This window comes from Nonomuraea sp. NPDC049400, assembly GCF_044466425.1.
Lineage (GTDB): Bacteria > Actinomycetota > Actinomycetes > Streptosporangiales > Streptosporangiaceae > Nonomuraea.
In genome coordinates this window covers 83,623-105,027 of the sequence record NZ_JBITMP010000015.1, presented here as the reverse complement: position 1 = coordinate 105,027, position 21,405 = coordinate 83,623, and the positions used below count along the sequence as shown (strand labels likewise).

26 protein-coding genes are annotated in these 21,405 nt (G+C 70.9%); 13 read left to right on the top strand and 13 right to left on the bottom strand.

Annotation, left to right across the window (positions count from 1 at the left end; translation table 11 throughout):
• The 4 genes from ACIBVN_RS24725 to ACIBVN_RS24710 all read right to left on the bottom strand — a co-directional run bounded on the left by ACIBVN_RS24725 (position 1) and on the right by ACIBVN_RS24710 (position 4,133).
• Complete coding sequence (locus tag ACIBVN_RS24725) at positions 1-1,542, bottom strand: ABC transporter substrate-binding protein (protein WP_397140058.1); 1,542 nt, start codon at positions 1,540-1,542, stop codon at positions 1-3.
• 78 nt (positions 1,543-1,620) lie between these two features.
• Complete coding sequence (locus ACIBVN_RS24720) at positions 1,621-2,427, bottom strand: TIGR03943 family putative permease subunit (protein ID WP_397140056.1); 807 nt, start codon at positions 2,425-2,427, stop codon at positions 1,621-1,623.
• A 6-nt stretch (positions 2,428-2,433) separates the two neighbouring features.
• Positions 2,434-3,117, bottom strand: a complete 684-nt coding sequence (locus tag ACIBVN_RS24715; protein WP_397140054.1) for a TIGR03943 family putative permease subunit — start codon at positions 3,115-3,117, stop codon at positions 2,434-2,436.
• Positions 3,114-4,133, bottom strand: coding sequence for a permease (locus ACIBVN_RS24710; RefSeq protein WP_397140052.1), 1,020 nt, complete (start codon positions 4,131-4,133; stop codon positions 3,114-3,116). The genes ACIBVN_RS24715 and ACIBVN_RS24710 overlap by 4 nt, the downstream gene beginning before the upstream one ends.
• 79 nt (positions 4,134-4,212) lie before the next feature.
• Here ACIBVN_RS24710 and ACIBVN_RS24705 point away from each other — a divergent pair, with 79 nt between their 5' ends.
• Complete coding sequence (locus tag ACIBVN_RS24705) at positions 4,213-4,566, top strand: hypothetical protein (RefSeq protein WP_397140050.1); 354 nt, start codon at positions 4,213-4,215, stop codon at positions 4,564-4,566.
• A gap of 31 nt (positions 4,567-4,597) precedes the next feature.
• On the opposite strand, the gene ACIBVN_RS24700 is transcribed toward ACIBVN_RS24705, so the two are convergent.
• From ACIBVN_RS24700 to ACIBVN_RS24685, 4 genes are read right to left on the bottom strand one after another with little or no spacing between them, the layout of a single operon-like run.
• Complete coding sequence (locus ACIBVN_RS24700; protein WP_397140048.1) at positions 4,598-5,365, bottom strand: class I SAM-dependent methyltransferase; 768 nt, start codon at positions 5,363-5,365, stop codon at positions 4,598-4,600.
• 16 nt (positions 5,366-5,381) lie between these two features.
• Positions 5,382-5,675 carry a hypothetical protein gene (locus tag ACIBVN_RS24695; RefSeq protein ID WP_397140046.1) on the bottom strand — a complete coding sequence of 98 codons (294 nt, stop codon included), beginning with the start codon at positions 5,673-5,675 and terminating at the stop codon, positions 5,382-5,384.
• Positions 5,676-5,711: 36 nt separating this feature from the next.
• The gene (gene rpsR, locus ACIBVN_RS24690) at positions 5,712-5,939 is read right to left on the bottom strand and encodes a 30S ribosomal protein S18 (protein ID WP_357596804.1); all 228 of its coding nucleotides are present in this window, start codon (positions 5,937-5,939) and stop codon (positions 5,712-5,714) included.
• Positions 5,936-7,078: a CobW family GTP-binding protein gene (locus tag ACIBVN_RS24685; protein WP_397140044.1), complete on the bottom strand. Its 1,143-nt coding sequence runs from the start codon at positions 7,076-7,078 to the stop codon at positions 5,936-5,938. The genes rpsR and ACIBVN_RS24685 overlap by 4 nt, the downstream gene beginning before the upstream one ends.
• Positions 7,079-7,151: 73 nt before the next feature.
• Between ACIBVN_RS24685 and rpmG the strand changes: the two genes are divergently transcribed.
• The 6 genes from rpmG to ACIBVN_RS24655 all read left to right on the top strand — a co-directional run bounded on the left by rpmG (position 7,152) and on the right by ACIBVN_RS24655 (position 9,273).
• On the top strand, positions 7,152-7,316 hold the full coding sequence (gene rpmG, locus ACIBVN_RS24680) for a 50S ribosomal protein L33 (protein WP_397140042.1): 165 nt from the start codon (positions 7,152-7,154) through the stop codon (positions 7,314-7,316).
• Positions 7,313-7,558 (top strand): type B 50S ribosomal protein L31, encoded by a 246-nt coding sequence (locus ACIBVN_RS24675; protein WP_397140040.1) that lies wholly within the window; start codon positions 7,313-7,315, stop codon positions 7,556-7,558. The genes rpmG and ACIBVN_RS24675 overlap by 4 nt, the downstream gene beginning before the upstream one ends.
• Complete coding sequence (rpmB, locus tag ACIBVN_RS24670) at positions 7,558-7,794, top strand: 50S ribosomal protein L28 (RefSeq protein ID WP_397140302.1); 237 nt, start codon at positions 7,558-7,560, stop codon at positions 7,792-7,794. Before ACIBVN_RS24675 ends, rpmB begins: the two co-directional genes overlap by 1 nt.
• Positions 7,794-8,093, top strand: a complete 300-nt coding sequence (rpsN, locus tag ACIBVN_RS24665) for a 30S ribosomal protein S14 (RefSeq protein ID WP_397140038.1) — start codon at positions 7,794-7,796, stop codon at positions 8,091-8,093. The genes rpmB and rpsN overlap by 1 nt, the downstream gene beginning before the upstream one ends.
• A gap of 2 nt (positions 8,094-8,095) precedes the next feature.
• Complete coding sequence (gene rpmF, locus ACIBVN_RS24660) at positions 8,096-8,263, top strand: 50S ribosomal protein L32 (protein WP_397140037.1); 168 nt, start codon at positions 8,096-8,098, stop codon at positions 8,261-8,263.
• A gap of 305 nt (positions 8,264-8,568) precedes the next feature.
• A complete protein-coding gene (locus ACIBVN_RS24655; protein ID WP_397140035.1) occupies positions 8,569-9,273 on the top strand; it encodes a GNAT family N-acetyltransferase in 705 nt (234 codons plus the stop codon).
• Positions 9,274-9,473: 200 nt separating this feature from the next.
• Here the strand turns inward: ACIBVN_RS24655 and ACIBVN_RS24650 are convergent, their stop codons facing one another.
• On the bottom strand, positions 9,474-9,932 hold the full coding sequence (locus tag ACIBVN_RS24650; RefSeq protein ID WP_397140033.1) for a MarR family winged helix-turn-helix transcriptional regulator: 459 nt from the start codon (positions 9,930-9,932) through the stop codon (positions 9,474-9,476).
• A gap of 62 nt (positions 9,933-9,994) precedes the next feature.
• Here ACIBVN_RS24650 and ACIBVN_RS24645 point away from each other — a divergent pair, with 62 nt between their 5' ends.
• Entirely contained in the window at positions 9,995-10,489 is a 495-nt protein-coding gene (locus ACIBVN_RS24645; protein ID WP_397140032.1) for an SgcJ/EcaC family oxidoreductase, read from the top strand.
• A gap of 173 nt (positions 10,490-10,662) precedes the next feature.
• On the opposite strand, the gene ACIBVN_RS24640 is transcribed toward ACIBVN_RS24645, so the two are convergent.
• The 3 genes from ACIBVN_RS24640 to ACIBVN_RS24630 all read right to left on the bottom strand — a co-directional run bounded on the left by ACIBVN_RS24640 (position 10,663) and on the right by ACIBVN_RS24630 (position 14,339).
• A complete protein-coding gene (locus ACIBVN_RS24640; protein ID WP_397140030.1) occupies positions 10,663-12,066 on the bottom strand; it encodes a mycothione reductase in 1,404 nt (467 codons plus the stop codon).
• Positions 12,067-12,077: 11 nt separating this feature from the next.
• Complete coding sequence (locus tag ACIBVN_RS24635) at positions 12,078-13,184, bottom strand: flavin monoamine oxidase family protein (RefSeq protein WP_397140028.1); 1,107 nt, start codon at positions 13,182-13,184, stop codon at positions 12,078-12,080.
• Between the two features lie 126 nt (positions 13,185-13,310).
• Entirely contained in the window at positions 13,311-14,339 is a 1,029-nt protein-coding gene (locus ACIBVN_RS24630) for an alcohol dehydrogenase catalytic domain-containing protein (RefSeq protein ID WP_397140027.1), read from the bottom strand.
• A 132-nt stretch (positions 14,340-14,471) separates the two neighbouring features.
• Between ACIBVN_RS24630 and ACIBVN_RS24625 the strand changes: the two genes are divergently transcribed.
• The 3 genes from ACIBVN_RS24625 to ACIBVN_RS24615 all read left to right on the top strand — a co-directional run bounded on the left by ACIBVN_RS24625 (position 14,472) and on the right by ACIBVN_RS24615 (position 16,425).
• A complete protein-coding gene (locus ACIBVN_RS24625; RefSeq protein ID WP_397140025.1) occupies positions 14,472-15,353 on the top strand; it encodes a LysR family transcriptional regulator in 882 nt (293 codons plus the stop codon).
• A 285-nt stretch (positions 15,354-15,638) separates the two neighbouring features.
• Positions 15,639-16,172, top strand: coding sequence for a DinB family protein (locus ACIBVN_RS24620; RefSeq protein ID WP_397140023.1), 534 nt, complete (start codon positions 15,639-15,641; stop codon positions 16,170-16,172).
• 34 nt (positions 16,173-16,206) lie between these two features.
• Positions 16,207-16,425 (top strand): SDR family oxidoreductase, encoded by a 219-nt coding sequence (locus tag ACIBVN_RS24615; RefSeq protein ID WP_397140022.1) that lies wholly within the window; start codon positions 16,207-16,209, stop codon positions 16,423-16,425.
• Between the two features lie 65 nt (positions 16,426-16,490).
• Here ACIBVN_RS24615 and ACIBVN_RS24610 read toward each other — a convergent pair whose 3' ends face one another.
• Positions 16,491-19,319, bottom strand: a complete 2,829-nt coding sequence (locus ACIBVN_RS24610; protein WP_397140020.1) for an AAA family ATPase — start codon at positions 19,317-19,319, stop codon at positions 16,491-16,493.
• 124 nt (positions 19,320-19,443) lie between these two features.
• Between ACIBVN_RS24610 and ACIBVN_RS24605 the strand changes: the two genes are divergently transcribed.
• Together ACIBVN_RS24605 and ACIBVN_RS24600 are read left to right on the top strand one after the other, a co-directional pair.
• On the top strand, positions 19,444-19,908 hold the full coding sequence (locus ACIBVN_RS24605; protein WP_397140018.1) for an SAM-dependent methyltransferase: 465 nt from the start codon (positions 19,444-19,446) through the stop codon (positions 19,906-19,908).
• A 12-nt stretch (positions 19,909-19,920) separates the two neighbouring features.
• On the top strand, positions 19,921-21,348 hold the full coding sequence (locus tag ACIBVN_RS24600; protein WP_397140017.1) for an FAD-dependent oxidoreductase: 1,428 nt from the start codon (positions 19,921-19,923) through the stop codon (positions 21,346-21,348).
• The last annotated feature ends 57 nt before the right edge of the window (positions 21,349-21,405 follow it).

Below are 21,405 nucleotides of genomic sequence, written 5' to 3'. Positions count from 1 at the left end.
TCAGGGGGCCAGCTTGCCGAGGTCGACCACGTACGCCACGCTCTGTGCCACCCCGCGGACCTTACTCGTCGTCACGATGGGATTGTCCTGGTACGCGAGCGGGATCATCGGGCGATCGGTGGCGAGCAGCCGCTGAATCCGGTGGTAGAGGTCACGCCGCCGGGCCGGGTCGGTCTGTGCCGCGGCCTGGTCGATCAGGTTGTCGAACTCGGCGTTGCGGTAGCCGAGCCGGCGGTCGACGTTCCAGGAGGCGTCGGAGCGCAGGAATCGGCGGAAAAGGTAGTCGGCGTCGCCGTTGGGCAGGCTGTAGGCGCTGAGGAAGATGTCGTAGTCCCCGGATTCCATGACGGACTTGGTGGCCTCGGCCACGGTCACCTTCGCGGGCAGGCCCGCCTGCTCCAGGGCCGCGCGCAGCACCTCGGCGATGTCGGTATAAGGGAACTGGCCGGTCTCGGCCGAGGAGATGAGGATGTTCACCGGCTCGGCAGGCGCTCCTGCGGCGGTGACCAGCTCGCGGGCCTTGCCTGGGTCGTACCTCACCGTTGATCCGGGCTCGGCGAGGTCGCCGAAAACGGGTGACAGGAACCCGGCGCCCGCGCCGGCCGTGCCGGCGAGGAGTTTGCCGGCGATGGCCTGCCGATCGATCGCCAGGTCGGCCGCTTCGCGCAGGCGGGGATCGGAGAACGGCTCGCGCGAGGCGTTGAAGGTCAGGTAGTGCGTCAGCACCGAGGGGCTGCGTACGACCCGGAAGCCGCTGTCGCCGGCGACCGCCGCGACCTGCCCCGGCAGCAGCGCGCCCTTGTCGATCAGCCCGTCCACCTCACCGGCACGCAACGCCGCGACCCGCGCGTTGGCGTCGGGGATCACCCTGACCACGATCTTCTTGTAGGCGGGGGCGGCGCCGTGGTAGTGCGGGTTGGCGGCCAGCTCGGCCTGCTGTCCCTTGACCCAGTTGACCAGCGTGTACGGCCCCGTCCCCGCCGGCTTGCCGGCGAAGTCGCCCGAGGACGTGAACGCCTTCGGGGACTGGATCATGCTGTAGAAGCCCGCCAGCCTGCTCGGCAGGTCGGCCACCGGCTGGTCCAGCACGAACGTCACCTTGCCGCCGTCGGCCCGGACATCGCCGAGCTTGCCGTAGGCCGCCTCCATGCCGGCATCCAGGCTGAAGAACGCCGACTGGCGGGGCGCGATCCGCAGGAACCGCTTGATGTTGGCGACCACCGACTCGGCGGTCAACGGTGTCCCGTCGCTGAACCGTACGCCGTCGCGCAGCGTGAACGTCCAGCGCCGCCCCTGGTCCGCACTGTCCCAGCCGGTGGCCAGCGCGGGAACGGGCCGCAGCTTGTCGTCCACGGTCACCAAGGGCTCCCACACCCGTAACGTCTGGTGCGTGTAGTACGGATCCGCGGGACCGGCGACGAGGTCGCGCGGGGCAGCCAGAGTCAGTTGCCGGTCGTTCCGTCCCGGCGGCTCCTGGCCGCCGCACCCCGTGAGGAGCACCCCCAAGAGCGCCGCCAGCATGATCGCGGCTCGTTTTCGCATCCCGATCTCCGATCCAGAGGCCCGTATTCAGGTGTAAACGATAACCGTATTCATTCTGAAGTGGCAGATCGAGGGCCGCTATTCATACGGCTCGACGGGTGGGGGTATCGGGTGGACGTCGGAGGCGGTCATCGCCGGTACGTACGTGTCCGATGGCCGGCCCTTTCTGGGGATCCAGGTGCCGGTGACCCGTACCCAGGTGTCCGTTGCCGGGGCGGGGGCTCCTCTGACGATGACCTTCATGGTGAGGGCGTCGGCGGCGCAGCAGCTGATCCGCATGCGAGCGACGTACCACTCGCCCTTGTCGGGAGACGGCAAGACGAACCCGGTCAGGCGGACGGTCTTGCCGGCGAGCGATCCGCTCGGCTCGTACCAGGCCCGGTCAGCGAATTCGGCCAGGCTCAGTACGTTCACGCGGTCGCTCTTCAGTGGTTTGACGGCTTGCGCGTCCACGACGCTCGGCGGAGGCGGGGGAGGGGCCGGCTGTGCCTGCTGGGCGGCGTACGAGCCGAGGGCGGGCGGAGCGATCAGCAAGATCGCGGCGACCGGAGCCGCCAGCAACCACGCCACCCTGCCGCCTTTCCCGTGTTCGAGCCCCGGCGAGCATGCCTGCGCCGGGGCGGCGGGCTCGCGGCCGGTCAACTGCGCCAGGTGGGCGTCCTCGGCGAGGCGTGCGTGCGCGAGACGCGCCTGACGCGTGGCGCGGATGCTCTCGCGGCGTTCCTTGATCAGAGTGGCCGCTGCCAGGATGACCAGCACCGCGCCCGCCGCGATCAGCAGAGGCCGGAAACCGGGCTTGACGTAGTTGGTGAAGTCCGTGGAGAAGGCGGAGATCTTCAACAGCGCTCCGCCGAGCAGGAGGAGTAACAGGCTCTGGCTCTTCATGGGGACCTATTCGTAAGGTTCCGCTGGTTGCGTGATGGCGGTGACGTCGGTGGCGGTCAGAGCCGGCGGTTCGTAGTCATCGGGAACGCCCTCCTTCCAAGGGAGCCACGTGCCGGTGACCTGCACCCAGGTGTTCTCCTTGGGCGAGGGCGCGCCGTACACGGCGACCTCCAAGGCCATCGCGTCGGCGGCGCAGCAGTTGATCCGCATCCTGGTGACGTACCAGCCGGTCTTGGACGGTACGGCGAAGCCGGTCAGCCTGACCTTCCTCCCCGCGAGCGAGGAACCTGACGGCGCGTAGGCCCGTCCGATGAACTCGCCCAGCGTCAGCTCCGTCACCCCACCGCGGCCGAGCTTCCCGTAGTTCGCGGTACGGGAAGGCGCGGGCGCGCCGTCGTCGAGCCTGGCCGCGAACGAGCCGAGCGCGGGAGGCGCGATCATCACGATCGCGAACACGGGCGCGGCCAGCAACCACGCCACCCGCGGAGCGTGGCCATGGGCGCCCGGCCTGCCCAACCAGCCCTGGGCGACAGAAAGCAGGCCCAGACCCACCAGCACCGCACCGGCTCCCACGAGCAGCGGCCGGAAGCCGGGCTTGACGTAGTTGACGTACGTCGTGGAGAACGCGGAGATGGTCAGCAGCACGGCGCCGAGGACCGTCAGGAGAGCCCCCTGCGTCTGGCGGTTCACAGCAGCGCCCAGCCTGTGAGGAAGCTGACGCCGATCGCCAGGGCCAGCGTGAGCGGCACGAAACGCCAGGTGAAAGCCCGTCCGAAGGTGCCCGCCTGGAGCGCGATGAGCTTCAGGTCCACCATGGGCCCGACCACCAGGAACGCCAGCTTGGCCGTCGGGGAGAACGCCGTGAGTGAGGCCGCCACGAACGCGTCGGCCTCCGAGCAGATCGACAGCAGCACCGCAAGCAGGGCCAGCACCAACACGGACACGACCGGCACCCCTGCCACCGTGGTCAGCCACGCCCTGGGGATCACCACGTTCAAGGTCGCCGCCGCCAGGGCGCCGACCACCAGGAATCCGCCGGCGTGCAATAAGTCGTGGCGCATCGCGTCCAGGAAGGTGTTCACCTTGCTCTGCCCGGCCTCAGCCGTGCGGCGAGGCGCCGGCAGCCATTCGCCGCGCCCGAACCGCGCCCAGATCCACCCGGCCAGCACGGCCACCGCCAGCGAGGCGGCGAACCGCGCGACCACCATCGAAGGGTTGTCCGGGAAGGCCACGGCGGTGGCCACCAGCACCACGGGATTGATCGCCGGCGAGGCCAGCAGGAACGCCAGCGCAGCGGGCGGTGCCACGCCCCGGGCCATCAGGCCAGAGGCCACCGGCACGGACGCGCACTCGCAGCCGGGCAGCACCGCCCCGGCCACCCCGGCGACGGGCACCGCCGCGTAGACACGACGTGGCAGCGCCCTTGTCCAGAACGACGCGGGCACGAACGCGGTGATAGCCGCCGACAGCGCCACCCCGAACACCAGGAACGGCAGCGCCTGCACGCACACCGCCACGAACACCGTCGCCCACGTCTGCAACGCCGGAGCCGTCAGGTACGGCGCCAGCACGAACCGGCCGACCACCAGCAAGGCCACCAAAGCGATGAACGCCCACGGCAGCCGGATCCCGGCGGAGTCCTTCGCGGCAGGCGGCGGGGCGTGGCTCTCCTGGCCTGGCAGATCCGTCGTGTTCGGCTGCGTCATAGTCCTCCCCCGCCATTGGCAGCAGGGTAGTGGTTGCTGTCGCAGCAATGAACCGCCTTGTAGACGTCTCCAGCCGGGAGTGCGAGATGACCGGTCGCCCCGTTGGGCGCACGACAGCCCCGAATCAGACGTCCTGGACGACGTCATCCGCCCCGGTCGCCGGTTCCCGCACCGTTGGGTGGACTCCGCCGGAACCGGCCAGGCTTCCACGCTGGACCTGGTCGGCTCGCGTTGGACTCTGTTCGCCGGGCCGGGCGACCGCCGATGGCCGGCGACCAGTGCACTCGGTATGAACCTGCACGTTCACGACCTGGACGCCGTGGACGAGGCCGTGCTGGTGAGACCCGACGGCTTCGTGGCCTGGCGCGGCACCGCAGAAGAGTCCCTCCAGGAGACCCTGCGCGGGCTGGGGCTCATGCGATTCCGGCTCTGAAGCGGTCATGGGCTGTGACCCCGCGTACCTCTCACTGGGGCGATCCGGTGATGCACCACAGCCCGAGGTCGGGTGGGCCGCTGGGGCTGATGTGCAGGCCGTGTTCGGCGAGTTCAGCCTTGAGCCCGTCATGGCCGAGGACCCACCAGGTGTACTCGACCTCCACTTCCTCGGCCGGTTCGCCGTCCTGGAAGACGCGGTAGGTCATGTGCCAGGTGACCTGCTCGGGTCCGGCGGGTTCGGCGCGGCCCCAGCCCTCGTACCGGCGTCGCCCGATGCGCAGCTCGGAGAAGCGAGTGTGCGGTACGGCGATGGGTTCGGCCGGGGGCTGGAGGTTGAGCACGGCCCGGCCGCCGGGCAGCAGCCGTTCGGCCAGCAGTTGCCAGATCGTGCGGCGCTCGGTGGGGTCGAAGTGGCCGATGACGTTCATCGCGACCAGCGTGCCCAGCCGGGGCGGGAGCGTGGCCCGGAGGAGGTCGCTGGGCAGCACGGTCACGCGGTCGCGCAGCTCCGGGTCCTCGTTGACCCTGGCGAGCAGGACCGCGCGCAGGCCTGGCGACGGCTCCACGGCGAAGATCTCCGCCTGGGGTATCGCCCGTGCGATCACCTGGGTGCCGTGGCCGCCGCCGGCTCCGACGTCCACGACCGGTCCGGGGGCTCCGCGCAGCGTCTCGGCCAGTACCGGCTCCAGCGCCGTCCAGAACGGGGCGAGCATCACGTCCACGAACTCGGCGGAGCGTTCGTACTGGTCCGCCTCAGTGGCGAGTTGCCGCTGCTGCTGTACGTGGTGAGGCTTCACGCGCTCTCCTCCAGATTCAGTACGGCGGCCGCAGATGCGGTCGCGCTCGATGTCGGGTCCGGTGAAGACCGGGTGCTGGACGCGGTCGCCGATGATCGGGTTCCGGTCCAGGGCGGCGGCGGTCGGTGACGACGGGGACGGTGACGATCGGCGTGTGCGGTGCCAGGTTGCCGAGCACGGCGGCCGACAGTTCGGCGTCTTCGGCGTCACCGCCGTGCAGGGACAGGCTGGTGGCGTACTTGATCTGGCGTGCCAGCACCTCGGCGAGGTGGCGTTGATCGCCGGCCACCGGCGGCCCGGGCACTGCCATGCAGGCCCCCGACCAGCGCGACGGGAACGGGCCTGTTCATGCGCTGGGACGTGAGGCGTAAGGGAGCAGGGCCATCTCGCGGGCGTTCTTGATGGCCCTGGCGATCAGTCGCTGCTGCTGCACGGTGACACCGGTGACCCGGCGGCTGCGGATCTTGCCCCGATCGGAGATGAACTTGCGCAACAGGGCGGTGTCCTTGTAGTCGATGCGGTCGACGTGCAGGAGCGGGTTGGGCTTCTTGCGCGGGGTGCGGCGGGTCTTCATGCGTTCTCCTTGATGGCGAGGATGGGGGCGAACGGGTCGTCGTAGCGGCTCCAGGCGTCCTCTCCGGCCTGCTCTTCCTCCTTGGTGAGCAGGCAGGAGTCGAGGAGCATACGGAAGCGGGCGGCGTCGAGATCCGGGCCGGTGAAGACCAGGTGCTGGACGCGGTCGCCGCGCTCGGGGTCCCAGTCCAGGTCGGCGGCCAGACGGCGGGCAGGGGAGACCAGGTCCCAGGCGGCTGGAGGCAGCGTGGCCAGCCAGGGGCCCGCGGCCTCGACCGAGACGATGCCGGCCACGGCGTCCCAGGCCAGCAGCTCGCCTGGGCGGTTGGCCAGCCAGAAGCGGCCGCGCGAGCGTACCGACTCGGTCACCAGCTCGTCGACGGCCTCGAACAGGCGGGCCGGGTGCAGCGGGCGGCGGCTGCGCCAGACGGCGGTGACGATCTCGCCGGTCTGGAGGTCGCCGGGCAGCTGGGCGGTGGCGGGGTCCACGCGTTCTGCCAGTTCGCCGGTGCATACCCGGGCGCCGGTGACCGGAGGCAGGGCCTCGACGGTGTGGACCGGGGTGAAGGGGGCGAGGTGGGTGAGCACCATGCGGGACAGCTCCTGGTCGTCCTCGTCGCCGCCGTACAGCACCAGGGCGGTCGGGTATTCGAGCTGCCGGGCCAGCACCTCGGCCAGGTAACGCTGGTCGCCGGCGGCCGCGGGCCTGCCGACCTCGGTGAGGCGTTCGCCGCGGGTGATGTCATCGGGCAAGGCCGCGGCGTCCAGCGCGGTGAGTACGGCGGCGAGTCGCAGGGTCTCCCGTGCCTCGTCGCAGTCGACCGCCTCGGCCACCGAGCGGGGCTCCACCGAGTCCCACAGGTCCACGATCAGCAGTGTCGCGCCCCGCGCCAGCATGACGAGCTGGGGGAGCAGGTCCTCGCGCACGGTGCAGGTGACGCAGCCGTGCGCGAGCCGCACCTCGGCCGTGTCGAGCACGCCCGTCCTGTCCCGAACGCTGCGGCGGACGCGCCCGTGGGTGACCTGGCTCAGATCGTGGTGGACGGCGATCGAGCCGGGATGCCCGGCGAGCAGCTGTTCGACGGTGGCGGTGCGAGCCGTGGCGTGCAGTCCCGCGACGAGGACGACCGGAGTGGGCACGGAGCCTCCAGTTGCTGAAACGAAAACCATTTTCGCTATCATGGCATACTGCCGCAAGTGGAAAGGAACCGTTTTGGCCAGAAATGAGGTGCGCCCCGTGATCAAGCTCAGATCGACGGCGGGCACCGGCTACACCTACGTGACCAGGAAGAACCGCCGGAACACACCCGACAGGCTCACCCTTCGCAAGTACGACCCGACCGTCCGCCAGCACGTGCTCTTCCGGGAGGAACGATGAAGAAGGGCATCCACCCCGACTACCGCCCAGTCGTCTTCCGCGATCCCGGCGCGGACTTCGCGTTCCTCACGCGCTCCACGATCACCAGCGAAAAGACGATCGAGTGGACCGATGGCAACACCTACCCGGTGGTGGACGTCGACGTGTCCTCGGCCAGCCACCCCTTCTACACCGGGCGCAGCCGCGTCCTGGACACCGCCGGTCGCGTCGAGCGGTTCCACCAGCGTTACGGGAGGACATGATGTCCGCGCACTGCCAGCTCACCGGGGCCAAGCCGGTCTTCGGGAACAACGTCTCCCACTCCCACCGGCGCACCCGGCGCCGCTGGAACCCCAACATCCAGCAGCGCCGCTACTGGCTCGAGAGCGAGGGCCGCTACGTCCGGCTCACGCTCAGCGCCCGCGCGATCAAAACCATCGACAGGATCGGCATCGACAAGGCCGTCGCCCAGATCCGTGCCCGAGGAGAGAGGGTCTGATGGCCAAAAAGAGCAAGATCGCCGCCAACGAGCGGCGCAAGGCCGTGGTCCAGCGCTACGCCGCGCGGCGGGCCGAGCTTAAGGAGCTCATCCGCACCGGCACACCCCAGGAACGGGCGGAAGCGGTCCGGGCACTGGCCCGCCAGCCACGCGACGCCAGCGCCACCCGCGTCCGCAACCGAGACTCCGTCGATGGCCGTCCTCGCGGGCACCTCACCAAGTTCGGCCTGTCCCGGGTGCGCTTCCGTGAGATGGCCCACCGCGGCGAGCTGCCGGGTATCACGAAGGCGAGCTGGTAGCCATGGCCGTGCCCAAGCGTAAGACCTCCCGCAGCAACACCCGGCACCGCCGCAGCCAGTGGAAGGCGACCGCGCCCGACCTCGTCCCGGTCACCGTGAACGGGCGGCGGCTGCTCGTGCCCCGGCGCCTCGTCCGCGCCTACCAGCGGGGTTTGATCGCCATCGATTGAGCTGACCCGGCCACCAGGCTCCTGTCGTGCATGGAAAGCCGGACGCGGTGGCGCGGCAGGATGCCCGGTGTCAGGCACCGATCGACGCCGCGGCCTTCTCCGCTCAGTGCGCGGACCCGACTGAGGTCCGCCGCCCGTGCCGCTCATCGCGAAACGGGCAGCCGGACAAGGGCTGAGGCTCATTAGGCCCGGCTCGCGAGGCTCGAAACGCGTGGCGTGCTCTCGGTGCTGACCACAGGCTCGAGCGGCATAGCATCGGGCAACCGCCAACTCCCGCGCGCGCACGACACGAGAGGCACAGCACAATGGTCAACCGCGACGCCGTCTCACTCGACGACCCGGTCGGTGAGTCGCTCCGCGGCCACCACGCACATCTGGCCCGTCGGCTCGGCCAGGCGGCCGGTTACCTCCCGGAGGTCGCAACCTTCTCCACGGTGTCCACCGACCCGGACGCGGCAGAGTGGGCCGATCTCGCTCGTTTGCTCGGTCCCGGCGAGCTCGCCGATCTGTTCAGCTGCCCGGCGACCCCGCCTGCGGACTGGGAGCCGATCTTCACCCTCGACGGCCTCCAAATGATCGGCCCCGCCGTCAGCCACCCCGGTCACGTCGATGCCGAGCCCGACGCGGGGGTGGTCGAACTCGGCGTCGACGACGTGCCTGAGATGCTCGAGCTCATTGCGCGGACCCAACCAGGACCGTTCTGGTCCCGCACCCACGAACTCGGCACCTATCTCGGCGTACGCGACAACGGCACATTGGTGGCAATGGCCGGCGAACGGCTCCGGCCTCCGGGATGGACCGAGATCAGCGCTGTCTGCACCGCTCCCGAGGCGCGTGGGAGAGGCCATGCCGCCCGCCTGGTCAGTGCGCTCGCCGCACGCATCGCGGCTCGGAGCGAACGTCCCTTCCTGCACGTCGCTGAGGCGAACACCGGCGCGATCGCACTCTACGAGCGGCTCGGCTTCGAGGCCCGGAAACGCGTGACCTTTCGCGGGTTCCGCACGCCGTAATGGCCTCAGGGCCCTCCGCCGTCGGCCCAGATCGGCGTGGTCTTCACCAGCCGTGCAGGCGCTCCAGCGCGGGACGGGCGCCGTCACGGTCCTGCACGCTGGCGGACGTGTTTGTGGAGGGCGAGGAGGTCGCCGTCATGGCATAGCCATCCAAAACGGCTTCCTCGGGGGCGACAGCGGTGAGGGCAGGGGCGCGGCTTTCAGGGCAGTGACGCGACGCGGGCGGTCTGTTCCTCCTGGACCCGCAGGACGGTCTGGAGGAAGTCCAGGATGGTGGTGAGCTGGTCATGGTTGTAACGGGTCAGCGCGTGGCTGCCTGCCTGGCCGACCGGGGCGAACAGTTCCGCCTCCGCCGCCCGGGCGGTTTCGGTCGAGGTGACCAGGACGAGGCGGCGGTTGCCCGGATCACGGGTGCGTGAGACCAGCCCGGCGCGTTCCAGCCGGTCGATTACGGTGGTCGTGGCTGCCGGGCTGAGCTTCAGCGCGATGCTGAGCTGTCCGGCGGGCAGTGGGCCGTCGCCCAGCACTACGTCAAGACAGCGCAGGTCGGTGCGGTTGAGGCCGAGCCGCCCGGCGGCAGCTTCGTCGAAGGCGTCGAAGCTTTGCTGCAGCTGCCGCAGGAGCATGGCGATCTCTCCGAGAATCGTATCTTTCGACATTCGAATCTTTCTGATATCGTACTCTTCGTTGGTCGAAATAACTCTACCTCGGAGGCGCCGCCATGAACACCATCACCCTCACCACCGACGACACCGAGATCAAGAACCTGTTCCAGGCATTCATGCAGGCCTGGACCGACAACGACGCCCATGCCTTCGGCGCGCTGTTCACCGACGACTCCGACTACGTCTCCTACGACGGCACCATCGCCCGCGGCCGCCGGCAGCACCAGCACAACCACGACCTGCTCTTCCGCGGCGTGCTGGCCGGCTCGGCCTTGGTCGGCGACCTGGAGTCGATCCGCTACGTCACCCCGGACGTGGCCATCGTCTACGGCACCGCCTCAGTCCTGATGCCCTGGCGAAGCAAGCTGCCCAAGCGGCGCCTGTCCCGGCAGACCATCGTCTTGGTCCGTACCTCCACCGGCTGGAAGATCAGCGCCATCCACAACGGCCGGGTCCGGCCCATCGGCGTCCCCGCACCCGATGCCTTCCCGTCCAGGATGTCCCAACTGATGAGCCGCATCGCCCGCCGGCTCGGCCTCGGCCGACGCTGAACCTGCCCCGCATCGGGCGTGGACGCTCTCGACCTGCCCCTCGTCGCAGTGGTCACCGCAGCCGGCAGCGGCCGGCGGGGCGCAAAAGTGCGCGTGGCCGGCCGTACCTGGCCCCGAGCACGGCCGGCCACCTGGGCCGCCGTACCCTTTCTCACACCCCCTCGAGGTGCCGATCAGTCGAGCGGGAGATCGAGCAGGGCGTTCTCGATCACCTCGGGCATGGCCGGGTGGATCCAGTACTGGCCCGTGGCCATGGAGCGGGCGTCCAGGCCGAAGGACATGGCCTGGATCAGCGGTTGGATCAGCGCCGGTGCCTCAGGGCCGATGATGTGCGCGCCGAGCAGTTCACCGGTGGTGGGGTCGGCCAGCACTTTGGCGAAGCTGGTGGTGTCCTCCATGGCCCAGCCGTACGCGATTCCGCTGTACTCCCGTGTCGCGGTCACGTACGCGCGCCCGGTGGCTCGGGCCTCCTGTTCGGTCATGCCCACTGAAGCGATCCTCGGGGAGGAGAACACCGCGTGCGGGACGTACCGGTGGTCAGAGGCGCGGCGATCGCCTGGGTGCAGCAGGTTGTGCTGGACGGTGCGTGCCTCATGGTTCGCGACGTGCTTGAGCCGCCAGGGGGAGGAGACATCACCGAGGGCCCACACGCCGGGCACCGAGGTCGCCTGCTGCCCGTCCACGACGATCCGGCCGTCCGGGTGCAGTGCGAGCCCTCCTGCGGCGGCGTCCACGAGATCGGAGTTGGGCCGGCGGCCGGTGGCCACCAGCAGCTCGTCGGTCTCCAGCAGCTCCGCACCCTCGGGGCCCTCAAGGTCGAGGAGCAGCTGGTCTCCTTCTCTGCCGGCGCTCAGCAGTTTGCGGTTCAGGCGGACGTCCCACCGGTTCTGCGCCAGTTCGGTGAAGCGCCGCGCCACGTCCGTGTCCTCGTGTCGCAGCAGTACGTCGCCGCGGGCGATCAGAGTGATCTCGACGCCCAGGGAGGAGAACACGTGGGCCATCTCGGTGGCGACGAAGCCTGAGCCCAGGATGGTCATGCGGCGCGGGAGCCGGTCCATGCGCATGACGGTGTCACTGGTGTGGTACCCGAGCGTATGGTCCAGGCCGGGCACGTCGGGGATGTCCGGGCGGCTGCCCACTGCCACCACGACCTGGTCGGCGATGATCGTGATGGGCCCGTCCGCCGCATCCACGGCCAGCCGGCGCTCGCCGGTGAAGCGGGCCGTGCCGCGGTAGAGGGTGACGTTGCCGTGCCCCGTCGCGCGGTAGCGCTCGCCACCGGTCGCGAGGGGGTCGATGCGGCCGAAGACCCGGTCGCGTACGGCGGGCCAGTCGATGCCGCGCAGGGCCAGGTCGACGCCCAGCACAGCGCCGTGCTCCGGCGCGCGGGCGGTGTCAGCGGTGTGCACGAACATCTTGGTCGGGATGCAGCCGACGTTGAGGCAGGTGCCGCCAAAGCTGTCGAGCGGGCCGATGCCCTTCTCGACGATGGCGACTTTCCAGTCGGCGAACCGCTTGTCGACGATCGAGTTCCCGGAGCCGGAGCCGATGACGACGAGATCGTAATGGTGGTCCATGGAGGGGGTCCCTATCGGCTTGTGGTGGTGACGGTGATGCCGCTGCTGTTCGGGACCGGGGGCGCCGCCAGTACGGCCAGTGCTGCTCGCTCTCCGGCAGCGAGGGCGCCTTCGATGTGACCGGCGTGGTCGGTCGCCGTCTCGGTCGACGCCCAGTGCAGCCGGCCGTCGAGCGTCGGCCGCTGATAGAGGGGGTGGCCGAAGAGCGAGTAGTCGGCAAGGTGCGGCACGGTGGACGGGGCGGTCCACCGCTCGGTGCTCCAGTTCTGCACGTGCAGGACGTCGGGGGTGGCCGCGGCTGGGCCGAAGAGAGCCACGAGCTGGGCGGTGACGGCCTTGTCGAATCCCGGGCGGACGGTGCGCGCGTGCGCGAATCCGAAGAGCGCGGCGGGCCGGCCGTCGGGTCCTGACATGTCGTGTATCTCCTGGAGGGGGCCGGTTCTGCTGAACGCCGCACCGGCCAGCCCCTCCTCCCGCCAGAAGGCGGCGGGGTACCGGGCGACGACCTTGGCGATGGCGCCCATCCAGACCGGGGTGGATCGGGCGAGGCGCACGAGGTCGGCGGGGAGCGCGTCGCCGAAGTCGATGCTCTCCAGCGCCAGGGCCGGGGGGACGGCCAGGACGACGTGCCCGGCGTGCAGTGTTCCGGCCGGGGTGCGCAGGTCAAGGCCGCCCTGGCCGGCCGGGTGGATGGCGGTGACGGGCGTGTTCAGCCGCAGCATGTCGGTGGGCAGCGCGGCCGCGAGGGCGGAGGCGAGGCTCTGGGATCCGTTGGCGAAACGGCGGGAGGGAGCATCGATCAGGTTGCCGGCAAGGCGGTGTGTGCCGGTGGTCTCCTGGAGGAGGGTGTCCCCCGCGAGATGCTGGTCGAAGGTCTCGATGCCGCTGCGTGCGGCCAGGGCCCGCACGCGCTCCTCTCCGTCCCAGAACCAGGTGGCTCCCAGGTCGAGGGCCCGGTCCGGGTTCGAGGTGGGGGCCGAGAGCAGGCGTCCGCCGATGCGGTCGCGGGCCTCCAGGCAGACCGTGTCGCGGCCGGCGGCGTGCAGAGCGGTGGCCGCGGCCAGTCCGGAGGCGCCGGCGCCGACCACGATCACGTCGTGGCTGTCCCGGTGGGACATGTGTGGCTTCCCTTTCTGATCAGGCCGAACCCGGGTGTCTTCGGGCAGTGTTTCGGCATCCGGCTTTCTGGGTGTGCCGAGCCGATGGGTCAAGGCAAGGCGGGATCGCCCCGCCCCGCGGCCTGGTCACTCGCCGCCTGCGGTGTCCAGAACGACGCGGAAACGGGGAGCGCCGGAGCGCAGCCGGGTCACGGCTTCGCCGGCCTGCTCCAGCGGCATGCGCTCGATCATGGGGCGTACGCCGTTGGTGACGGCGAACTCCATCGCCTCCTCCGTCTCGTGCGCACTGCCGGTCAGGTGTCCGGTGACGGTGTGGCCGTTCATGACGAGCCGGGCCGCCGGAACAGTCACAGATCCCGCGTCGACACCGACGAGGGTGAGCTGTCCGTGCACGTTCAGCCCGGTGAGCAGCTCATCCACGGGGGCGGTGGAGGAGGCGGTGTAGACGATGAGGTCGGCGCCGCCGAGTTCTTTCAGTGCGGCTCCGGGCGCCTGGGCATTGCTGTCGATGTAATGATGCGCGCCGAGGTCGCGGGCGGGTTTCTCACGGTCGCCGCCCCGGGCGATCGCGATGGTCTCGTAGCCGAGCTTCGCTGCGAACTGGACGGCGAGGTGCCCAAGTCCGCCGATCCCGAACACGGCGACCCGTCCGCCCGCACGCGTGCCGGCCTTGCGCACGGCGTTGAAGGTCGTCACGCCCGCGCAGCCGTACGGGGCCGCGTCGAAGAGGTCGAGCTCGCCGGGGATGCGCGCGAGCGCATCGGCGGGCACGGTGATGCTCTGTGCCCAGCCACCCGGATAGGACAGGCCGGGCACCTTGCGTTCGGGGCAGTGGACGACGTCGCCCGCCCGGCAGAACGCGCAGTGCCCGCAGCTGCCACCGAACCAGCCGACGGCCACGCGGTCCCCGACCGACCAGCCCTCGACCTGGTCGCCGAGTTCGGCGATGACACCTGCGACCTCGTGCCCCGGGGTGACCGGAAAGGAGGTGCCCGGACCGGTGGCCGCGGCCGTTGCGATGTCGGCGTTGCACACGCCGCTCGCCGTGACCGACACACGGACCCACTTACCCGTCGGCGATGTCGTCTCGGCCGCGGAGGGACGCAGAGGGCCTCGGGGCTCGGTCACGACCATGGTCACGGCAGAGTCTGACATGGTGCCTTTCCATTCCGAACGCGACATTACGGTATAGCCGCTGGTTATGCTTAATCAGCAGGAGTCCCACCCTAGGTGCAGGAGAACGAGCCGGGTAGGGGACATCAGTGAATGCAGCGATAAGGCATGGCTATGATGGATCGCCTGAATCTCGAAGGTCTCCGGTACGCGCAGGCAGTCGCCGAGACCAAGTCGTTCAGCGCCGCCGCACGCGCTTACGGCGTCACGCAGCCCGCGCTGTCCAACGGGATCGCCAAGCTGGAGGAGCGCCTCGGCGACAAGCTGTTCGACCGGTCGCCGCGCGGGGTGACCCAGACCGCCTTCGGCGCCCGGATGCTGCCGCTGATCGAGCGCGCCGTGGTCGCGCTCGACGCCGTCGCGGCGGAGGCCAGGCGGCTGACCGAGCCTGGCGAGCAGAAGATCCGCATGGGCCTCTCGCCCCTGATCGGCTCACACCTGGTCGCCCGGGCGTTCAGCATGGTCCGCGACCTGCCCGTGCCCCGCGACCTCGTGCTGCGCGAGGCGAACATGCAGGACCTGCGCGAATGTCTGCTGGCCGGCCAGCTCGACATCATCCTGATCCCGGCCGTGGCCGCGATGCCGCGTTTCGAGCACCGGGTCATCGACGTCGAGCCGATCGTCGTCGTCAGCCCTGATTCCGGACAGGACGCTCCACTCGAGCTCGAAGAGGCCGGCAAGGAGCAGTTCATCCTCGTTCCGGACACCTGTGGCCTGACCACGTTCACCACGCAGCTCTTCCGGGCGTACGAGCTGCCCCTGCGTACGTATCCGGGGGAAGCCGCCAGCTACCAGGTCCTGGAGGACTGGACGAAGCTGGGCCTGGGCTCGGCAATGGTCCCCCGCTCCAAGCTCACCTCGCCCGACGTGCCCCACCGGCCGCTGATGAACCAGGGCCGCGAGGTGCAGATCTCCTTCGAAGCGGTGTGGAGCGCCGACTCCCCGCTCGGTGCGGACCTTCGCCACCTTGCCGACAGCCTGGCAGCCGCCCGTTAGCTATACATATCGCTTATGACGTGATTCAGCGTCAACTTCTACCGAACCTCGCGTGGGATGCCTATCTTGGCAGGCAGATTGTGGTATTTACCGCTTCACCCGTTCCCTGCCGATCGAATGAGGCATAACCATGACACATCTTGAGATCACGCTGCAGGTGGACCCGGCCGACGTCTGAACCGTCTTTCAGCGCGGCCCGCCGGCGGCGAAGTCCGATCTGCCGGGTCGCCCGCACCGACCAGGTGTGACCACTTTCTCAACCTCCGAACACCGGCAGGAGGAGTCATGCACGAACTGCAAGCGCTGCAACGCGAGTACGACCGTGCCCGCGCCTACACCGACGAACTGTGGAAAGACCTCACCCCGGACGAGGTGACCTGGCGCCCGCACGAGAACTCCAGTGCCATCGGCTGGCATCTCGGCCACCAGGCCCACGTCGCCCACTTCATGATCTGCAACCTCACCGCGGCCGAACCCAGCCCCGACCCGGCCCTGGACGCCCTGATGGACTCGGCGCAGCCCGAGAAGTTCCGCGGCGCCCTTCCTACCGTCAACCGGCTCAGCGCGTTCCGCGACACCGTCGCCGAACGCGTCCACGCCCGCATCGGCGACATCGCCGCCGGCAAGGTCAGCGCCCCGAACCAGTTGACCATCGTCGCGACCCACCTGCTGACCGCACTCATCAACCACGAGTACCAGCACGACCAGTGGATCAGCGAGGTCCGTGCCGACAACCTCGGCCACGCGCTCCCACCAGACCCGGAGTCGGACCGGCTTAGCCGCGTCGACGGCTACCTCGTCCTCAACCTCCACGCCTGACGACCGTGTCGTCGTCATCGGCGGCACCATCGGCATGGGACACGCCGTCGCCCGCCACGTCCTCGACGCCGGCGGCAGCGCCGTCGTCACCGGCCGCACGCAGTCCAGCGCCGACACCTTCCACCCCCTCGGCCGTACCGACACCCCCGACGACGTGGCCGCCACCGTCGCCTTCCTCCTGTCCGACCAGACCGACTGGGTCACCGGCGCCGTCTGGGACGTCGCCGGCGGTGTCATGGCCGGACGCAACTGACCGGCCTCAGCCGGGCTCGGACGCCATTCGCGCTGCGAGCCGGCGGCAGCTACGCGCACGGTGGTTCACCCCGGCGGGCCCAGGTCGATGCCCGCCAGCTCGGCCCTCGAGGAGACACCCAGCTTGGGATAGGCCTTGTACAGGTGGAATCCCACGGTCCGCGGGCTGAGGAAGAGCTGGGCGCCGATCTGCCGGTTCGTGGCCCCGGTGGCGGCCAGCCGCACCACCTGGAGTTCCTGGGAGGTCAGCGTGCCGAGCGCCGTGCTCGCAGCGGGCGGGCCGAGCTCGGCGGCGTGAACACCGGCCGCGGCCAGTTCGGCACGGGCCCGTTCCGCCCAGGGCGCGGCTCCCAGCTCGGCGAAGCCCGCCAACGCGGCGCGCAGCTGTGCGCCGGCGTCGGCACGGCGCCGGGCCCGACGCAGCCACTCGCCGTACAGGAGGCGGGTCCTCGCCTGCTCGAAGGGACGCCCGCCGTGGGGAGCCGGCGCGAGAGCCGCCTCGTAGTGCGCCTCTGCCCCCTCGCGTGGCGCGAGCAGCGCCCGGCAGCGGTGGGCGACCGCCGCCGCCCAGGACCGGCCGCTGGCCTCGGCCCACGCGTCGAACCTGGCGAACGCAGCAGCGGCCCGGGCAGGCTGGTCGAGGCGGGCGCAGGCCTCGACATAGTCGGCGACGGCGAAGGTGACGATCACCGTATGGCCGAGGGGGCCGTCGAGGATCCCCGCCATCCGCTCCGCCGCGGCATCGTAGCGGGCCCGTACGAGATCGAGCAGGGTCAGCGCGCACCCGCCCCAGCCGGATCCGTTGCGTTCCCTGGCGGAGCCCTCCGCCTCGTGGGCGAGGCGCCGGCATTCGTCGTCCTCGCCCCGGATGGCGGCCAGGCGGGCGAGGACGCCGTGCAGGTGCCGCAGCCGTCCCTCCTGACCCGTGTCCCGTGCGATCTGCCAGGCCTCCGCCCCCGACGCGGCCGCTTCGGCGTGCCGGCCGCGCAGGATCTGCGCCTGGGTGAGCAGTTGCAGGGCGTGCGGTAGCGCTCCGACGAGCCCGTGGGCGCGGCAGGCGGCCACCCGGGCGGCGGCCAGCTCGCAGGCGGCGTCGTCGTCGCCGGTCATGAGAGCGCCGAACACGGCGTAGGTGCCGGCGACCCGATCGCCCGCGCCGCCGCCGGACGCCGGGGAAGCACCGTCGCCCGGGAACGGGCCCGCGTCCGTTATCGGGGGAGCGGCCCTCCCGGTGAGGAGGCCGGTGTCTTCCCCGGGAAGGGCCGCGCGCAGGAGGGGCAGCCCGGTGGCCGGGTCGCCGGAGGCCACGCGCTCCATGCCGCGCACGGCCGCGACCACGCCGGCCAGGCGTGGCTCCACGCCGGGAGCGAGCGACTCCAGAAGGTCCGCGGCCCGCTCGAGCGCGCCGCGGTCGCCGGCGAACCAGGCCGCACCCGCGGCCGTGGCGAGCAGGGACGCCGCGTCCGCGGGCGCGGCCCGCACGATGCCCTCGGCGGCGGCGATCAGCGTGTACGCGGACGGCGCCGGATCACCCTGCTCCGCCTCGACCGTGGCGCGCACGCTGGCCAGCCGGGCCAGCAGCAGCGGATCCGCGGACAGGCGGCGGCCCCGGTCGGCGGCGGCCCCGGCACGGGAAAGCTGCCCGGCGCTGAGTGCCGACTCGGCGGCGGCGGCCAGCCACTGGGCGCGCCGCTCCCGGTCGACGGTGAGCTGTGCCGCCCGCTCGTACGCGGTGGCGGCCGAGGCGTTGCTGCCCCGTTCTCCCGCGCGCTCGCCGGCCGCCGCGAGGATCGCCGAGGTCTCCTCGTCGGGTTCGAACGCGGCCGCCGACAGCTGCCAGGCCCGGCGGTCGGCGTGCTCCTCGCCGCCGAGGACCCCGGCCAGTGCCAGGTGGGCGGCCGTACGCCGGGCGAGCGGCGCCTCGTGGTAGGCCGCGGCCTTGACGAGCGGGTGACGGAAGCGCAGCCGGTCGCCGGAGACGTCGATCAGAGTGGCGTGCTCGGCCGGCTCCAGGTCCGCCGGCCCCGCGCCGAAGGCCTGCGCCGCCCGCAGGACGAGCCGCAGACTGCCCGAGCCGTCGGCGGCGGCGACCAGGAGCAACAGTCGGGTGCGCTCAGGCAGCCGCCGGATCGTGGCGCGCAGCGACAGCTCCAGCCGCCCGGCCACGGACGCTCCCGGCGGCTGCAGGGGAAGCGGCGCCAGGTGCCCCGCCCGCTGCTCGGGTGTAAGGATCTCGGCGAAGTGCAGCAGCGCCAGGGGATTGCCCTCGGCCTCCTCGATCACCCGGTCGCGGGCCTCGGGGGTGAGCCCGGCCGCGTGCCCGGCGAGCAGTTGCTCGCAGTCGGCCCTGGTCAGGCCGGATATGCGCATCTCGGGAATGCCGTTGACGGCCGGCTCGACGCCGTCACGGCCGGCGAAGATCATGGTGATCCGTTCGGCCGCCAGGCGGCGGGCGGCGAACGTCAGCGCGTCAAGAGACGCGCGGTCAAGCCAGTGCGCATCGTCGATCAGGCACAGCAGCGGACGCTCTTCGGCGAGGTCGGAGAGCAGGGTGAGCACCGCGAGCCCGACGAGGAAACGATCGGGAGCACCTCCGTGCCCTTCGCCGAACGCGCCGCGCAAAGCCGCCTCCTGCCCGGGAGGCAGCCGGTCGATCAGGTGGCGAGCCGGGCGCAGCAGCAGGTGCAGAGCGGCGAAGGGCAGCTCGGACTCGGCCTCGACGCCGGTGGCACGCAGGACGAGCGAGTGTTCTCCGGCCCGGTGCGCGGCCTCCGCCAGCAGCGCCGACTTGCCGATCCCGGCTTCACCGTACATCGCGACGGCGTTGCCCCGCCCGGCCCGTGACTCGGCGATCATCCGGGTGAGCTCGGCAATCTCCGCGTTTCGCCCGATCATGATGCGCCGACCCTACCTAATCCGCGGGCCGGGGCTCCACGAAGCTCAGTCGCCGTGACTGATCCGGTCGGTACCGCCGCGCCGTACTGTCGGGAACCGCAGCCCAGGACATTGGAGGAGCACAATGGAGGCGATCATCGTCGAGGCCGTGGGGACGGTCATCGGCGGGCGGACCGAAGCGTTCGACGACGACTGGAACACCGAGCAGGCGCTGATCCGCCTCGACGCCACCCGCTACGGGCCCGGCAGCGTCGCCGGGCTGGACGCGTTCTCGCATCTGGAGGTGGTGTTCCAGTTCCATCGCGTGGATCCGGCTTCGGTGCACACCTCCGCCCGCCGTCCCAGGGGGAACCCGGACTGGCCGGAGGTCGGCATCTTCGCTCAACGCGGCAAGAACCGCCCGAACCGGCTGGGCGTCTCCCGGTGCCGGCTGCTCGCCGTGGACGGGCTGGACCTGCACGTACGCGGGCTGGACGCCATCGACGGCACCCCCGTCCTGGACGTCAAGCCGTACATGGCCGAATTCGGCCCGCAGGGTGAGACGGTTCAGCCGGCCTGGGCGACCGAGCTCATGCGTGCCTACTACTAAGGAGCACAGGACATGTCCGAAGTGGTCGTCGTAGGTGCGGGGCCGACCGGGTTGCTGCTCGCGGGTGACCTGGCCGAGGCCGGGATCGCGGTCACTGTGCTGGAGCGCCGGGACGGCAGCGTCTCCAACCTCTCCCGTGCGTTCGGCGTGCACGCCCGCACCCTGGAACAACTGGACGCTCGCGGCCTGGCCGACCAGCTCGTGCCCATGGGCGCCGCGCTGCGCCGTGTGCGGCTGTTCGAGCGGGTGGAGGTCGATCTGGGCACGCTGCCCAGCCGTTACCCGTACCTGCTGATCACCCCGCAGTACAACGTGGAGCGTCTGCTCCTGGACCGGGCGCTGAAGGCGGGCGTCGAGATCATTTACGACGCCGAGGTGCTGGAGGTGGGCCAGGACGCCATCGGGGTCACGGTCACGACCGCGCACGGCGCCCACCGTGCCGCCTACGCCGTGGGCGCCGACGGCTTCCACAGCTCGGTACGGCGCGCCCTCGGCCAGCCCTTCCCCGGCAAGTCGGTGCTGAAGTCCATCATGCTCGCCGACGTGCGGGTCGCCGAGCAGCCCGCCGAGCTGCTGACCGTCAACGGGGTGGGCGACGCCTTCGCGTTCATCGCGCCCTTCGGCGACGGCTACTACCGGGTCTTCGCCTGGGACCGCCGCCATTCCGTCCCCGACGACGCGCCCCTCGCCCTGGACGAGGTCCGCGACGTCGCCAGGCGCGCCCTGGGGACCGACTTCGGCATGCACGACGCCCGCTGGCTGTCGCGCTTCCACAGCGACGAGCGGCAGGTGCCCCACTACCGGATCGGCCGGGTCTTCCTGGCCGGGGACGCCGCCCACGTCCACTCTCCCGCGGGCGGTCAAGGCATGAACACCGGGCTCCAGGACGCCGCCAACCTGGCCTGGAAGCTCGCCGCCGTGCTGCGTGGCGCGCCCGACGCCCTGCTCGACACGTACCACACCGAGCGTCATCCGGTCGGCCGCTCGGTGCTGCGCAGCAGCGGCGCCATCATCCGGGCGGCCATGATCGAGTCGGCTGCCGGGCGGGCCGTCCGCGGCTTCGCCGCCCGCCGGGCGCTGTCCGTCCCCAAGGTGCGCGAGAAGGTGACGGGGCAGCTCAGCGGCATCGGCTACCACTACCCGGCGCCTCACGGCGCGCACGAACTGACCGGCACCCGCGCCTCCGACGTCCCTCTCGCCGGCGGCGGCCGCCTGTACGAGGCGCTCCGCGACCGGCGCTTCGTCCTCATCGGCGACGCCGACGTCACCGGCCGGCAGGACCGGATCAACGTGGTGGCCCCCGCCGTCCCCGGCGGTCCGCTGGTGCTCGTCCGCCCCGACGGGTACGTGGGCTGGGCGGGCACCGACACCACCGGGTTGGGTCAGGCCCTCGACGCTCTGCTGGGCCCCGTCGGCTCGCATCAGACGGGCCGGCCGTGAGATTGAAAGGCGGCTCGGGCGGACTGGGCGCGGGGAGGGCGTCTCCCCGCAGTAGAT

Excerpts from the sequence above, each read along its gene's own strand:
- ACIBVN_RS24655 (WP_397140035.1), top strand. The coding sequence starts at position 8,569 with ATGGTCAACCGCGACGCCGTCTCACTCGACGACCCGGTCGGTGAGTCG.
- rpmB (WP_397140302.1), top strand. The coding sequence starts at position 7,558 with ATGTCCGCGCACTGCCAGCTCACCGGGGCCAAGCCGGTCTTCGGGAAC.
- ACIBVN_RS24640 (WP_397140030.1), bottom strand. The coding sequence starts at position 12,066 with ATGGACCACCATTACGATCTCGTCGTCATCGGCTCCGGCTCCGGGAAC.
- ACIBVN_RS24695 (WP_397140046.1), bottom strand. The coding sequence starts at position 5,675 with ATGGCAGTGCCCGGGCCGCCGGTGGCCGGCGATCAACGCCACCTCGCC.
- ACIBVN_RS24645 (WP_397140032.1), top strand. The coding sequence starts at position 9,995 with ATGAACACCATCACCCTCACCACCGACGACACCGAGATCAAGAACCTG.
- ACIBVN_RS24675 (WP_397140040.1), top strand. The coding sequence starts at position 7,313 with ATGAAGAAGGGCATCCACCCCGACTACCGCCCAGTCGTCTTCCGCGAT.
- ACIBVN_RS24610 (WP_397140020.1), bottom strand. The coding sequence starts at position 19,319 with ATGATCGGGCGAAACGCGGAGATTGCCGAGCTCACCCGGATGATCGCC.
- ACIBVN_RS24605 (WP_397140018.1), top strand. The coding sequence starts at position 19,444 with ATGGAGGCGATCATCGTCGAGGCCGTGGGGACGGTCATCGGCGGGCGG.
- ACIBVN_RS24720 (WP_397140056.1), bottom strand. The coding sequence starts at position 2,427 with ATGAAGAGCCAGAGCCTGTTACTCCTCCTGCTCGGCGGAGCGCTGTTG.
- ACIBVN_RS24615 (WP_397140022.1), top strand. The coding sequence starts at position 16,207 with ATGGGACACGCCGTCGCCCGCCACGTCCTCGACGCCGGCGGCAGCGCC.
- ACIBVN_RS24710 (WP_397140052.1), bottom strand. The coding sequence starts at position 4,133 with ATGACGCAGCCGAACACGACGGATCTGCCAGGCCAGGAGAGCCACGCC.
- ACIBVN_RS24625 (WP_397140025.1), top strand. The coding sequence starts at position 14,472 with ATGATGGATCGCCTGAATCTCGAAGGTCTCCGGTACGCGCAGGCAGTC.
- rpsR (WP_357596804.1), bottom strand. The coding sequence starts at position 5,939 with ATGAAGACCCGCCGCACCCCGCGCAAGAAGCCCAACCCGCTCCTGCAC.
- ACIBVN_RS24725 (WP_397140058.1), bottom strand. The coding sequence starts at position 1,542 with ATGCGAAAACGAGCCGCGATCATGCTGGCGGCGCTCTTGGGGGTGCTC.
- ACIBVN_RS24635 (WP_397140028.1), bottom strand. The coding sequence starts at position 13,184 with ATGTCCCACCGGGACAGCCACGACGTGATCGTGGTCGGCGCCGGCGCC.
- ACIBVN_RS24630 (WP_397140027.1), bottom strand. The coding sequence starts at position 14,339 with ATGTCAGACTCTGCCGTGACCATGGTCGTGACCGAGCCCCGAGGCCCT.
- rpsN (WP_397140038.1), top strand. The coding sequence starts at position 7,794 with ATGGCCAAAAAGAGCAAGATCGCCGCCAACGAGCGGCGCAAGGCCGTG.
- ACIBVN_RS24620 (WP_397140023.1), top strand. The coding sequence starts at position 15,639 with ATGCACGAACTGCAAGCGCTGCAACGCGAGTACGACCGTGCCCGCGCC.
- ACIBVN_RS24600 (WP_397140017.1), top strand. The coding sequence starts at position 19,921 with ATGTCCGAAGTGGTCGTCGTAGGTGCGGGGCCGACCGGGTTGCTGCTC.
- rpmF (WP_397140037.1), top strand. The coding sequence starts at position 8,096 with ATGGCCGTGCCCAAGCGTAAGACCTCCCGCAGCAACACCCGGCACCGC.
- ACIBVN_RS24650 (WP_397140033.1), bottom strand. The coding sequence starts at position 9,932 with ATGTCGAAAGATACGATTCTCGGAGAGATCGCCATGCTCCTGCGGCAG.